Source organism: Pseudonocardia sulfidoxydans NBRC 16205 (genome assembly GCF_007989085.1).
Classification (GTDB): domain Bacteria; phylum Actinomycetota; class Actinomycetes; order Mycobacteriales; family Pseudonocardiaceae; genus Pseudonocardia; species Pseudonocardia sulfidoxydans.
Map to the genome: position 1 here is coordinate 13,492 of NZ_BJVJ01000025.1, position 12,330 is coordinate 25,821.

The window sequence follows — 12,330 nt, forward strand, 5'->3', positions numbered from 1 at the left end:
GCAGGGTTCAGGGACGGTCGGGCAGCACGACGACCTTGACCGAGCCGTCGGTGGCGTGCTGGGCGGCGAAGGCCTCGTCGACCCGCGACAGCGGGATCCGGTGCGTGACCAGGGGTGCGACGTCGACCGCGCCGCTCTCCAGCAGGCGGAAGGCCTCGGTGGCGTCGTCACCGGTGTAGGCGAACGTGCCGCGCAGCCGCAGCTCCTTCTGCACGACGGTGTCGAGGTCGACGCCCGGCCGGTGCCCCGACAGCCCGGTCAGCGCGACGGTGCCGCCCGCCCGGGTCACCGCCGTCGCGGCGTTGATCATCGGCTGGGCGCCGGAGCACTCGAAGAACGCGGCGACGTTGCCGCTGCCCGGCTGGTACGGCGAGTCCGAGGTGCCCCAGCGGTCCAGGAGGCCCGCGACGACGTCGCCCTCGCGGGCGTCGAGCACGTCGACCCCGGTCGCGGCGGCGACCCGCAGCCGCGGCGTCGAGACGTCGATGCCGACGACGTCGGAGGCGCCGTAGGCGCGCAGCACCCGCACGACGCACTGCCCGATCGACCCCAGCCCGGCCACGACGACCGGCGCGGCGAGATCGGGGTCGGCGCAGCGCACCGCCCGGACCGCCACCGACAACGGCTCCAGGAACGCGCCCTCCTCGAACGACATCGTGTCGGGAAGCCGGAACAGCCGCGCACCCGACTCCGCGTGCGCCACCAGCACCTGGTCGCCCAGCCCGCCGAAGGAGCTGTGCGCCGGGTTCGCACACAGGTTCGAGGAGCCGCCCGCGCACTGCCCGCACGATCCGCAGGGGCCCATCGGGTTGACGGCGACCCGGTCGCCCACGGCGAACGTCGACACCTGCGGGCCGACTGCGCTCACGGTGCCCGCGAACTCGTGTCCCATCGGGTCGCCCGCGGAGATCCAGGCGCCCTCGGCGAACGCGTGCACGTCGGACCCGCAGATGCCGCACGCCTCGACGTCGAGCACCACGTCGTGGGGCCCCGCCTGCGGCGCTGCGGTGTCGACGAGGCCGACCGAACCGATCGCCTGCCATCGCGTGGATCTCACCGGCACCACTCCTCGACGTCGTCGTCGGTGGGAATCGGACAGCTCCGATGCTAGGAACCGGCCTCGCCGCGGCGCGATGTGAAGGTCTCCACGAAATCCGTGCCCGGAGTGGTCGGCGATCCGTTGCCGCCCATCAGGTGCCGACCGACGATGAGCGCGCAGGCACGACGGTCGACGAGCAAGGGGTGCCCATGGCCGAGTCAGTCGTGAACGGGGTGCGGCTGCACCACGAGACCGTCGGGTCCGGGCCGCCGCTGCTGCTCGTCGCGGGCCTCGGGTCGAGCTCGGCGGCCTGGGCGGGCGCCGTCCCCGTGCTGGCCGAGCGGTTCAGCGTGACCACCGTCGACAACCGGGGGACCGGACGCAGCGACGTCCCGCCCGGCCCGTACGCGATCGACGAGATGGCCGACGACGTCGCCGCGCTCGTCGACCGCCTGGGCATCGGCCCGGTGCCGGTCGTCGGCTGGTCGATGGGCGGCTCGATCACCCAGTCGCTGCTGGTCAGGCACCCCGAGACGCTGTCGCGGGCGGTGCTGCTCAGCGCCTTCCCCTCCTACACCCGGGTGCAGGACGCGTGGCTCGACGCCGGCCTGACGCTGCGCCGGGCCGGGCTCGACGCCGTGGCGGTCGGGGTCGACTCGATGCCGTGGGTCTACACGCCGCGGCTGCTCGCCGACCACGACGCGGCCATGACGCTGGCCGAGCTGGCCCGCAAGGACCCGTACCCGACGTCGCTCGCCGGGTTCGAGGCCCAGGCCGCGGGACTGCGCGGCTACGACTCGCGCCCGCAGCTGCCGACGGTCACGACCCCGACGCTCGTGCTCGTCGGTGCCGAGGACGTCCTCACCCCTGTCGCGCAGTCCGCCGAGATCGCCGCGCTCGTCCCCTCGGCGCGGCTGCAGGTCCTGCCGCGCGGTGGGCACGCCATGCTCGTCGAGTACCCCGACGACACGCTCGCCGCGATCACGGCGTTCCTCTCGTGAACGCGCCCGCCCTCGACGGTCTGGGCTCCGGCCGGCCCCTCGTGCTGCTCGACGACGCCGGACCGGGCCCCGCCACCGGCGTCCTCGTCTCAGCCGCCGGGGCCGTCGACCCGGCGGCGATGGCGTTCGTCGTGCGCGCGAGCAGCGGCGTCGTCGGCGTCGCGCTGCCCGGCGACCGGCTCGACGCCCTCCGGCTCCCGCCGCAGGTGACGGGCGGGCGTGGCCCGGCGTTCGCCGTCTCCGTCGACCTGCGTCGCGGCGTCACGACGGGCATCTCCGCCCGCGACCGCGCCGCCACCGTCCGCGCCCTCGCCGACCCCGACCTGCATCCCGACGACCTCGTCCGGCCCGGCCACGTGCTCCCCGTCCGGGCCCGCGACGGTGGGCTGGCCGAGCGGGCCCGCCCGGCCGAGGCGGCCCTGGCCCTCTGCACGGCCGCGGGACTGGCTCCGGCCGCGGTGCTCGCGACGCTCGTCGCGCCCGACGGTGACGTCGCCGGTCCCGCGGCCGCCGCCGCCTTCGCCGACGAGCACGGGCTCGCCGCCGTCACCGTCACCGACCTCGTCCGCACCGACCTCGGCGTCGTCGCACCGACCGCCCTGACGCTCCCCGACCCGCTCGCCGACGCGGGCTGACCAACGGAGACCTTCGTGACCGACCCTGCCGACCTGCCCCTCCTCGAAGCGCTGCACTCCACACCGGCGCGGCGCTACCTCGCCACCGACCCCGTCCCCGACGAGATCCTCTGGGAGCTGCTCGACGCCGCCGTCCGCGGCCCGTCGGGCGGCAACTCCCAGGGCTGGGGCTGGGTCGTCGTCACCGATCCGGACGTCAAGAAACGCATCGCCGGCTGGTACCGCGACAACTGGGACCGCGCCTACGGCCGCAGGCGCGACGAGATCCTCGCCCAGCCGCCGGGTGCACCGGGCCTGAGCCGCAACGGGTTCCTCGGCGCCGAACACCTCGCCGAACACCTCGAGGACGCGCCCGTCTGGGTCTTCCCCGTGCTGCGCGGAGCCGCCGCCGCCACCGACCCCATGACCGGCGCCTCCGTCTACGGAGCCGTGCAGAACCTGTGCCTCGCCGCCCGCGCCCACGGCCTCGGCACCTCGCTCACCACCCTCTACCGCGGCCACGAGGACGAGCTGCGCGAGCTCCTCGGCCTCCCCGACGACGCGCTCACCATGGCGCTGATCCCCATCGGACGGCCCGCCCGCGGCCGCTGGGCCCAGCCGCGGCGCCGGCCCGTCGAGGAGGTCGTGCACTGGGACCGCTGGGGCGCCACCCGCACCCGCGACACGGGCGCCGCCGACGCCTGACACCCGGGCCGGCAGCGACGGGCGAGCGGCAGCACCAACCGGACCCACCGGACACCACGGCATACTCGGGTCGACCGTGATCGTCGTGTGGGGAGTGCGCGTGCTCGAGGTTCGCAAGGGTTCCAAGACCGACCTGACCGGTGGCCGCTACGACGTGACGGTGACGGTGCCCGACCGGCCCGATCTCGTCGACGTCGCCGTCGCGCTCCTCGGCGCCGACGGCCGCGTCCGCACCGACGACGACTTCGTGTTCTTCAACAACCCGCACGGCCCGGGCGTCACGCTGACCTCGACGACGACCGTCGCGATCGACCTGGACGCCGTCCCCGGCGACGTCGACCGCGTCCTCGTCACCGCCAGCACCGAGGCCCAGGGCGCCCGGTTCGGCGACGCCTCCGGCGCCGTCGCCGACCTCACCGGTGCCGACGCGCTGCGCCTCGACCTCGGCGGCCTCACGACCGAGACCGTCGTGCAGGTCGTCGCGCTCTACCGGCGCGGCACCGGCTGGCGCCTCGACGCCATCGCCCAGGGCTACGCCGCGGGCCTCGCCGCGCTGGCGAAGGAGCTGGGGATCGACGTCGCGGAGGACCCGCCCGCTGCGGTGCCGCCGCCCGTCCCGGCTTCTGCGGCCCCGCCCGCAGCCCCTGCGGGCTCCCCGATCTCGTTCGAGAAGGTCCGCGTCTCGCTGGCCAAGGACGCCCCCGACAAGACCGCCCGCATCGACCTGCGCAAGAGCGGCGGCGACCCCGGCTGGGTGCTCACCGTCGGCCTCGAATGGGACGGGCGCGGCGCCAGGTACGGCCGCGACGGCACCGTCAAGAAGTTCGGCACCGGCGACCTCGACGTGTACTTCTTCTGCCGCAACGAGATCACCGGCGAGTACGTGGTGATCAGCGGCGAGCACCAGCACCGCGGCAGCCTCGACGTGTGGCCCTACGTCCACCACGACGGCGACAGCCTCGGACCCGGCGGCAACGGCCGGCCCGCCACCGAGCAGGTGCGCATGACCCCCACCGAGAACGGCGACATCCTCGTCAACGTCTACCAGAGCGTCGACAACGGGGCCGGGGCCATCGACACCTTCGGCCGGCCCCGCGTCGCCGTCCGCTACGGCCGCGCCGGCGCCGACGGCCTCCCCGGGCCCGACGCCGACGAGATCATCGTCGAGGTCGGCAACGGCAAGAACTCCTACTGGGCCACGGTCGCCCACATCGACGTCGAGGGCGGCGTCCTCACCGTCGACGGCGAGACCCGCTACAGCGCCTTCGGCAGCGAACGCATGCCCGGCCTCGACACCGCCGGCAACTGGGTGCGCAAGCCCGCGGACGGGCCGGTCGGGCGGAGCAAACAGCGCAACAACGGCATCGGGCTCACCCGCTACTCGGGGACCTGCCAGCCGGGCTGACCTTCCTGCACACGCAGGGCACTCGCGCCACACCGCTCGGCGATCGCGGCGCGGGCCGCGGGGTGGCAGCCTGCTCACCGGCGCCGTGCCACATCGCTGCGGGGCGTCGGAAGGTGGTGCGCGATGACGGTCGATCGGATGCCCGGTGGGGCACCGTCGAAGGCCTCGGTGCGGCGGTGGCGGCGGATGCTGGCCGACGAGCGGGCGGAGTCGCGGCTCTACCGCGACCTCGCCAGGCGCCGCACCGGTGAGGACCGCGAGATCCTCCTGGGCCTGGCCCAGGCCGAGGAACGTCATGCGGCGCACTGGGAACGCATGCTCGGCCCGGACGTCGGACGGATCCCGCGGCCCGGCCTGCGCAGCCGCGTCCTCGCCGTCCTGGCCCGGCGGTTCGGGTCGGTGTTCGTGCTGGCACTGGCCCAGCGCGCGGAGAGCCGCTCGCCGTACGCGACCGACCCCGAGGCGACGGCGACGATGGCCGCCGACGAACGCATCCACGAGGAGGTCCTGCGCGGGCTCGCGGCCCGCGGCCGGGCGCGGGTCTCGGGGACGTTCCGCGCCGCGGTGTTCGGGGCCAACGACGGGCTCGTCAGCAACCTCGCGCTCGTCCTGGGCGTGTCCGGTGGCGGCGCGACCGCGCGGACCGTCCTGCTGACGGGCATCGCCGGGCTGCTGGCGGGCGCGCTGTCGATGGGCGCGGGGGAGTACGTGTCGGTGCGCTCGCAGCGGGAGCTGCTGGAGGTGTCGGCGCCGGAGCTGTCCGACGCGCCGCAGGTGCTGCCCCACCTCGACATCGACGAGAACGAGCTCGCGCTGGTGATGCGGGCGCGCGGGCTGTCGGAGGAGGAGGCCGTCGTCCGGTCGCGGGAGATGCTGCGGACCTTCGACCCGGCGGTCGGGCTGCGCGGCGGCGCGGCCGGGTCCGACGACGCGCACGAGACCGTCGGGACCGCGCTGGCCGCGGCGTCGTCGAGCTTCGCGTTCTTCGCCTCCGGTGCGGCGATCCCGATCCTGCCGTTCGTGTTCGGGGGCTCGGGGGCGATCGCCTACGTCGTCTCCGCGGTCCTCGTGGGGCTGGCGCTGATGGCGACGGGCGCGACGGTCGGGCTGCTCTCGGGCGGCCCGCCGCTGCGCCGCGGGCTGCGCCAGCTGCTGATCGGCGCCGTCGCCGCGGGCGTCACCTACGGCCTGGGGCTGCTGTTCGGCACGGTCCTCGGATAGTCAGCCGGCGTCGAAGGTGAGTGCCGCCGCGTCGGGGTCGGGTGCATCGACTCGGACCCGGCCGCCCGGCGCGACGTCGCCCGCGATGACCATGCGGGCCAGCCGCCGCTCCAGCTCGCGGACGATGGTGCGCCGCAACGGCCGCGCCCCCAGACCCGGCTCGTGGCCGCGCCGCGCCAGCCACGCCAGGGCACCGTCGGCCACGTCGAGCGTGATGTGCTGCGCGGCGAGCCGGGTGGTCGTCTCGGCGAGCAGCAGCCCGGTGATGGTCGCCAGCTCGGCCTCGCCCAGCGCGTGGAAGGGCACGACGTCGTCGACACGGTTGAGGAACTCCGGCCGGAAGTGCATCCGGGCCGCGGCGAGCAGCGTCTCGCGCGTCGGGTCCCCGACCCCGGGCAGGATCGGCGCCCCCAGGTTGCTGGTCATGATGACGACGGCACGCGTGAAGTCGACGGTGCGGCCGTGGGAGTCGGTGAGCCGGCCGGCGTCGAGCACCTGCAGCAGCGTCGCCACGACCTCGGCGTGCGCCTTCTCGATCTCGTCGAACAGCACCACCGCGTACGGGGTGCGACGCACCGCCTCGGTCAGCTGGCCGGGCTCGTCGAAACCGGCGTGCCCGGGCGGCGCCCCGACGAGCCGGTAGGCCCCGGCGCGGTCGGAGTACTCGCTCATGTCGAAGCGCAGCAACGCGTTCTCGCTGCCGAACAGTGCATCGGCGAGCGCGCGGGCCAGCTCGGTCTTGCCGACGCCCGTCGGACCCAGGAACAGGAACGAGCCCACCGGCCGCCCCGGGTGCGCGAGCCCCGCCCGGCCCGACCGGACCGCATCGGCGACCGCGGACACCGCCTCGTCCTGGCCGACGATCCGCCGGTGCAGCACGTCCTCCAGGTCGAGCAGGCGTCGCCGGTCGTCGGCGGTGAGCCGGGCGACGGGGATGCCGGTGCTCTCGGCGAGCACCGCGGCAACGTCGTCGGCGGTCACGGTGAGCGGATCGGGCCCGGCGCCCGTCCCCGTCCCCGTCCCCGTCCCTGTCCCTGTCGCCTCCTCGATCTCTCGGGTGAGCAGCAGCGCCCGCTCGTAGTCCTCGGCGTCGACGGCGACGTCGCGGGCCCGGCGCAGCCCCTCGACGTGCGCGGGGTCGGTCCCGGACGGGCGCGATGCACGGATGCGGGCCCGGGCCCCGGCGCGGTCGACCAGGTCGATCGCCTTGTCGGGCAGGAACCGGTCGGTGAGGTGACGGTCGGACAGCTCGGCGGCCGCGACGAGCGCGCCGTCGTCGATCGTGACCTCGTGGTGGGCCTCGTAGCGGGCGCACAGGCCCCGCAGGATCGTGACCGTCTCCGCGACCGTGGGCTCACCGACCCGCACCGGCGCGAGCCGGCGTTCCAGCGCGGCGTCGCGCTCGATGTGGCGGCGGTAGTCGGCGACGGTCGTCGCCCCCACCAGCTGCAGCTCGCCGCGGGCCAGCGCGGGCTTGATGATCGTGGCCGCGTCCATCGCGCCGCCCTCGGCGGCCCCGGCGCCGACGACGGCGTGCAGCTCGTCGACGAACAGCACGATCCCGCGCTTCGCCGCGACGACCTCGTCGATGACGCGGGTGAGCCGCTGCTCGAAGTCGCCGCGGTAGCGGGTGCCCGAGACCAGGCCCGCCAGGTCGAGCGACACCACCCGCACCCCGGCCAGCGCGGGCGGGACGTCGCCGTCGACGATGCGCTGCGCGATGCCCTCCACGACCGCCGTCTTGCCGACGCCCGGGTCCCCGACGAGCACCGGGTTGTTCTTGGTGCGCCGCGCCAGCACCTCCAGGACCTGCGCGATCTCGTCGTCGCGGCCGATCACGGGGTCGAGCTCGCCCGCGGCGGCTGCGGCGGTGAGGTCACGACCGAACCGGTCGAGCCGCGGGGTGCGGGCACCGGGGCGGGCCTGGGCCCGGGTCCCGGACGGGCGCTGCGCGGGGCGGTCCTGGGCCGTGCGGTCCTGCGCATCGTCGCGGGGTTCACCGAAGCCGGTGCCCAACGTCGAGCCGAGGTTGTCGATCAGGCGCTCGACGATGTCGTCGAACGGGCCGAAGTCGGGACGGTCGGATGCCACGTCTCCAGAGTGCTCCGATCCGGGCGATTCGGCACGCCACCGGAGAATGTGACATGTCGACAGATGTCGACGGGTGCTAGCCTGGGGCCCGTGACCTCGGCCAACGAGAACCTCGCCTTCGACGCCCTGTCCGACCGGGTGCGCCGGCGGATCCTGTCGATCCTCGGCGAGGGCGAGTTCACCGTCACCGAGATCGCCGACCGTGTCGGCGTCGTCGGCCGCACCACCGTCTCCAGCCACCTGCGGGTGCTGCGGACCTCGGGGATCGTCACCGAACGCCGCGACGGCCGGCTGCGCTACTACTCGCTCGACGCCGAGGGCTCGGTCCGCGACGCCTTCAACTTCCTCCAGTCGCTGCTGGAGAGCAGCGTCCGGGTCGCCGACCGTGAACAGGACCGGCCCGACGCGGCCAGGCGCGAAGCCGGCTGACCCGCCGTGGACTCGACCGCCACGCTGAGCGCCGAGTCCGTCGTCGACCTCCCGGTCGCCGACACCTTCGCCCTGTTCGGGAGCGGCCGTTCCGAAGCGTGGCTGTTCGACGCCCGCTGCGAACGCGTCGCGGCGGGCAGCGTCGTCAGCATGCGGCTCCCGATCGACGGCGACGACCGCCGCTGCGGCCGCCACGGCGTCGAACTGCTCGGGCGCATCTCCGCGGTCCGCGCCAACTCGCGCATCGTCGTCGAGCACGACCAGCCGTGGCGCGGCCGGATCCGGCTCGCCTTCGACGCCGACGGCGCTCACCGCACCCGCATCCGCGTCCGCGCCGACGTCACCGCGTCCGGCATCGACTGGCTCATCCGCCGCGGCGGCGTCGCCCTCCCCGATCCCGCACCCACCGGTGCCCTGCGCATCGGGCTGCTCACCACCAAGTCCGGGCCCGGCGCGGTGTACGCGTCGGCGACGCAGTACCTCGCCGAGCTGGCCGTCGCCGAGGTCGAGGCGCTCGGCGGCGTCGGCGGCCGGCGCCTGGAGCTGCTCGTCGCCGACGACGCGACCGACCCCGCGCTCGCCGCCGCCGAAGGCGCCCGCCTGGTCCGCGCCGGGTGTCGCGCCATCTTCGCCTGCACCACCTCCAGCAGTTTCGACGCGCTGCGTTACGCCGTCCGCCACGACGACGTCCTGCTCGTGCACTCGGTCATCAACGAGGGCGGCGCCTCCGGCGGGGAGTCGGTCATCCGGTTCGGCGAGCGCCCCGGCGACCAGGTCGCCGCGCTCGCCCGGCCGCTCATGCGGGCCGCCGGCGGCCGCCGGTGGTTCCTCGTCGGGCAGCGCTACAGCTGGTCGTTCGGGGCGCACCACGCCGCGCGCCGCGTCCTCGGCGGAGCCGGCGGCACCGTCGTCGGTGAGGCCTGCGTCCCGCTGGGCACCACCGACTTCGCGGGCGTCGTCGACCGCGTCGCCGCATCCGGGGCCGACATCGTGATGTCCTCGCTCGTCGGCGCCGACGAGGTCGCGTTCCAACGCCAGTGCGCCGCCGCCGGACTCCGGGCGTCGACGAAGGCGCTGTCGCTGGTCATGGACGAGTCGACGTGGGAGCACGTCGGCGCCGCCGCGGCCGACGGCGTCGTCACCGCGCTCGGCTACTTCCAGGACGACCCCGCTGCCGGCAACGCCGACCTGCTCCGCCGCTACCGCGACCGGTTCGGGCCGTGGGCGCCGCCGATCTCGTCGCTGTCGGAGACCGTCTACGAGGCGGTCCTGCGCTACGCCCGCGCCGTCCGCCACGACCCCGACGCCGATGCGGCACACCAGGGTCGCGCGCTGCTGCGACCCGCCGGCGCCGGCTCCGCGATCGGGGAACGCGACCTGCTCGGGCGCCACCTCTACCTCGCCGAGGCCGGACCCGAGGGCCTGCGCGTCGTCGACGAGGCGGGCTGAGCCGGCTCCCGGGTCGCCGGTCGCGGCGCGCAGTGGTGTCCTGGAGGCATGCTGGATCGCATGGACCATCCCACCGACCACGGCCTGTTCGGGCCCACCTCGGTGACGTGGCGGGTGCACCTCGAGCCGATCATGTGGATCGCCGGGATGCGGGCGCTGCTGCTGCAGTCGCTCCAACCCGACGTCATGCGCGCGACCTGGCAGAACTCCGCCCTGTTCGACCCCAAGAAGGCCTACGCGCGGTTCCAGCGGACCGTCGAGTTCGTCGGCACCCGCACCTTCGGCAGCCTCGCCGAGGTCGAGGCCGCCGCGTCCCGGGTGCGCAGGCTGCACTCGTCGCTCACCGGGTACGACCCCGACACCGGCCGCCGCTTCCGTGTCGACGCGCCCGCGGGCCTGCTCTGGGTGCACTGCGCCGAGATCGACTCCTACGTCGACATCGCCCGCCGCTCCGGGATGCTCGACGCCGCCGAGGCCGACACCTACGTCGCCGAGAGCGTCCGCGCCGCCGAGGTGATCGGCATCGACCCGGCTCTCGCACCGCGCTCACGCGCCGAGCTCGCCGACTACTTCACCTCCGTGCGCCCGACGTTGCGCCTCACCGAGGAGGCCACGCGCGGTGTCGCGAACCTGCTGGCCCCGCGCGGGGAGGCGCCCCGGTGGACCAAAGCCGCGATCTCGACGGTGTCGACGCTCGCCGTCGCCACCCTGCCCCGCTGGGCCCGGCGGCTCTACGGCCTGCCGGGTCTGCCGACCACCGACCTCGCGACGGCCGCGACCCTGCGCACCGTCCGCACCGCGACCCGACTGCTCCCCGACGTCCCGGCGCCGCCGGAGATCCGGGAAGCGCGCCGCCTGGTCGCGGCCGCAGACGGCTGAGCCCCATACCCCTGTGAGTGGCAATAGTCGCTATCGCGACTATTGCCACTCACGAGGTCGTGGGGTGGCGCGGTTCGTAGCCTCGACGTGGACGACCCTGAGCAGTCCGGAGATCATGGTCCTCCGTGGAGCGCCGACGAGAACGGACACGATGATGACGGAGCCGGTCAAGGGACCTGCCAGCTACTTCCCGTCGATCGAGAAGAAGTACGGGCGCCCGATCGCGGAGTGGAAGGACCTGATCCGCGCCTCGGGCGTCACCGGGCACATGAAGATCGTGAACTGGCTCAAGAACGAGCACGACATGGGCCACGGCCACGCCAACGCCCTCGTCGCCCACACCCTCGCCGAGAGCCCCCGACCACGATGATCATCACTCGTGGTGCCTGAGCGACGTGTATGGCGCTCACGCACCGAGTTTGGCGATCACAGCGCCTGGGAGCAGCGCGCGGGCTGGGCGCCGGCGCTGTGGCTGCCCGCCCCGGGTGATCGCTGATAGCGGTGCTTCAGCGTCGTGTGCGTCGTTCATCCACCGCGAACAGCGATCAGGGCAACGGGCCGGTCGGGCGGACCGCGGGGACGTGGTCGCGTTGATGACGGTGCGGGGCGGGTCGGAGCGCCTGCACCAGTACGGCCGGACGTCGGCCGTGCGGCCGGGCGGGCCGTGCCGTGGGGCGGGGTGTGCCCGATGAGCTGTGGCACTGAGGAGGGCGTCGGCACACAGACGCTGTTCATGCCGCGCGACAGGCTGCGCACGCTGTTCCCGCGCCCCGAGCGGCTGTTCGCGGACACGGGCGAGACCCCGGCGGGCTACCTGCGCCGCCGCCGGCTCGAGCGGGCCCGCGACCTGATGCGGACCCGCCCCTCGCCGGCCGTGCACGAGGTGGGGGAGCGGTGCGGGTTCGCCAGCCCGTCGGCGTTCAGCCGCGCCTTCCGGGCCAGGTTCGGCGAGACACCCCGCGAGGCGCGCGCCGCTCAGGTCGTCCCGGCCGACCCGGCGTCGCCCGCGGTGCTGGGGCGCTGACCCTTCTTGTAGACCATCACGGTCCGCTGGAACGTCATGATCGTCGTGCCGTCCTGGTTGAACCCCTCGGTGCGGACGGTGAGCAGGCCCGCGTGCGGCCGTGACTTCGACTCCCGCTTGTCGATGATCTCCGTCCGCGAGTAGACGGTGTCGCCCTCGAACACCGGGTTGGGGATCTTCACGTCGTCCCAGCCGAGGTTGGCGATGACGTTGTGCGAGATGTCGCGGACGCTCTGGCCGTTGACCAGCGCGAACGTGAGCGTCGAGTTGACCAGCGGCTTGCCGAACTCGGTCTGCGCGGCGAAGTGGTGGTCGAGGTGCGCGGCGGCGGTGTTCTGGGTGAGCAGGGTGAACCAGATGTTGTCGGTCGTCGTGATGGTGCGGCCGACGCCGTGCTCGTAGACGTCGCCCTTCACGAAGTCCTCGAAGAAGTGGCCGGTCGAGGTGTGGTGCACGGTCACGGGAAGCGCCCT

General features: G+C 74.4%; 13 protein-coding genes. 10 read left to right on the forward strand and 3 right to left on the reverse strand.

The window, feature by feature from the left end:
- Positions 1-7 precede the first annotated feature (7 nt).
- On the reverse strand, positions 8-1,057 hold the full coding sequence (locus PSU4_RS14070) for a zinc-dependent alcohol dehydrogenase (RefSeq protein WP_147107762.1): 1,050 nt from the start codon (positions 1,055-1,057) through the stop codon (positions 8-10).
- A gap of 191 nt (positions 1,058-1,248) precedes the next feature.
- Between PSU4_RS14070 and PSU4_RS14075 the strand changes: the two genes are divergently transcribed.
- The 5 genes from PSU4_RS14075 to PSU4_RS14095 all read left to right on the forward strand — a co-directional run bounded on the left by PSU4_RS14075 (position 1,249) and on the right by PSU4_RS14095 (position 5,985).
- Positions 1,249-2,040: an alpha/beta fold hydrolase gene (locus tag PSU4_RS14075; protein WP_147107766.1), complete on the forward strand. Its 792-nt coding sequence runs from the start codon at positions 1,249-1,251 to the stop codon at positions 2,038-2,040.
- Positions 2,037-2,675, forward strand: a complete 639-nt coding sequence (locus PSU4_RS14080; RefSeq protein WP_147107769.1) for a 3,4-dihydroxy-2-butanone-4-phosphate synthase — start codon at positions 2,037-2,039, stop codon at positions 2,673-2,675. Before PSU4_RS14075 ends, PSU4_RS14080 begins: the two co-directional genes overlap by 4 nt.
- Before the next feature lie 15 nt (positions 2,676-2,690).
- Positions 2,691-3,359: a nitroreductase family protein gene (locus tag PSU4_RS14085; RefSeq protein ID WP_147107772.1), complete on the forward strand. Its 669-nt coding sequence runs from the start codon at positions 2,691-2,693 to the stop codon at positions 3,357-3,359.
- Positions 3,360-3,459: 100 nt separating this feature from the next.
- The gene (locus PSU4_RS14090) at positions 3,460-4,764 is read left to right on the forward strand and encodes a TerD family protein (protein ID WP_147107775.1); all 1,305 of its coding nucleotides are present in this window, start codon (positions 3,460-3,462) and stop codon (positions 4,762-4,764) included.
- 474 nt (positions 4,765-5,238) lie between these two features.
- Positions 5,239-5,985: a VIT1/CCC1 transporter family protein gene (locus tag PSU4_RS14095; RefSeq protein ID WP_373866055.1), complete on the forward strand. Its 747-nt coding sequence runs from the start codon at positions 5,239-5,241 to the stop codon at positions 5,983-5,985.
- Here the strand turns inward: PSU4_RS14095 and PSU4_RS14100 are convergent, their stop codons facing one another.
- The gene (locus PSU4_RS14100; RefSeq protein WP_147107778.1) at positions 5,986-8,076 is read right to left on the reverse strand and encodes an ATP-dependent Clp protease ATP-binding subunit; all 2,091 of its coding nucleotides are present in this window, start codon (positions 8,074-8,076) and stop codon (positions 5,986-5,988) included. It abuts the gene before it with no gap.
- A gap of 90 nt (positions 8,077-8,166) precedes the next feature.
- Between PSU4_RS14100 and PSU4_RS14105 the strand changes: the two genes are divergently transcribed.
- The 5 genes from PSU4_RS14105 (at position 8,167) to PSU4_RS14125 (ending at position 11,857) form a co-directional block, all read left to right on the forward strand.
- Positions 8,167-8,505, forward strand: coding sequence for an ArsR/SmtB family transcription factor (locus tag PSU4_RS14105; protein ID WP_186816936.1), 339 nt, complete (start codon positions 8,167-8,169; stop codon positions 8,503-8,505).
- Between the two features lie 6 nt (positions 8,506-8,511).
- Positions 8,512-9,954, forward strand: a complete 1,443-nt coding sequence (locus PSU4_RS14110) for a substrate-binding protein (protein WP_147107783.1) — start codon at positions 8,512-8,514, stop codon at positions 9,952-9,954.
- A 60-nt stretch (positions 9,955-10,014) separates the two neighbouring features.
- Entirely contained in the window at positions 10,015-10,833 is an 819-nt protein-coding gene (locus tag PSU4_RS14115) for an oxygenase MpaB family protein (protein ID WP_246115111.1), read from the forward strand.
- A 151-nt stretch (positions 10,834-10,984) separates the two neighbouring features.
- On the forward strand, positions 10,985-11,203 hold the full coding sequence (locus PSU4_RS14120; RefSeq protein WP_246115112.1) for a DUF4287 domain-containing protein: 219 nt from the start codon (positions 10,985-10,987) through the stop codon (positions 11,201-11,203).
- 318 nt (positions 11,204-11,521) lie between these two features.
- On the forward strand, positions 11,522-11,857 hold the full coding sequence (locus PSU4_RS14125; RefSeq protein ID WP_147107793.1) for a helix-turn-helix domain-containing protein: 336 nt from the start codon (positions 11,522-11,524) through the stop codon (positions 11,855-11,857).
- Here the strand turns inward: PSU4_RS14125 and PSU4_RS14130 are convergent.
- On the reverse strand, positions 11,809-12,318 hold the full coding sequence (locus PSU4_RS14130; protein ID WP_147107796.1) for a MaoC family dehydratase: 510 nt from the start codon (positions 12,316-12,318) through the stop codon (positions 11,809-11,811). The two genes, PSU4_RS14125 and PSU4_RS14130, sit on opposite strands and share 49 nt — an antisense overlap.
- Positions 12,319-12,330 lie beyond the last annotated feature (12 nt).

Coding starts and splice junctions, on each gene's coding strand:
- PSU4_RS14115 (WP_246115111.1), top strand. CDS start 10,015: ATGGACCATCCCACCGACCACGGCCTGTTCGGGCCCACCTCGGTGACG.
- PSU4_RS14125 (WP_147107793.1), top strand. CDS start 11,522: ATGAGCTGTGGCACTGAGGAGGGCGTCGGCACACAGACGCTGTTCATG.
- PSU4_RS14095 (WP_373866055.1), top strand. CDS start 5,239: ATGGCCGCCGACGAACGCATCCACGAGGAGGTCCTGCGCGGGCTCGCG.
- PSU4_RS14120 (WP_246115112.1), top strand. CDS start 10,985: ATGATGACGGAGCCGGTCAAGGGACCTGCCAGCTACTTCCCGTCGATC.
- PSU4_RS14075 (WP_147107766.1), top strand. CDS start 1,249: ATGGCCGAGTCAGTCGTGAACGGGGTGCGGCTGCACCACGAGACCGTC.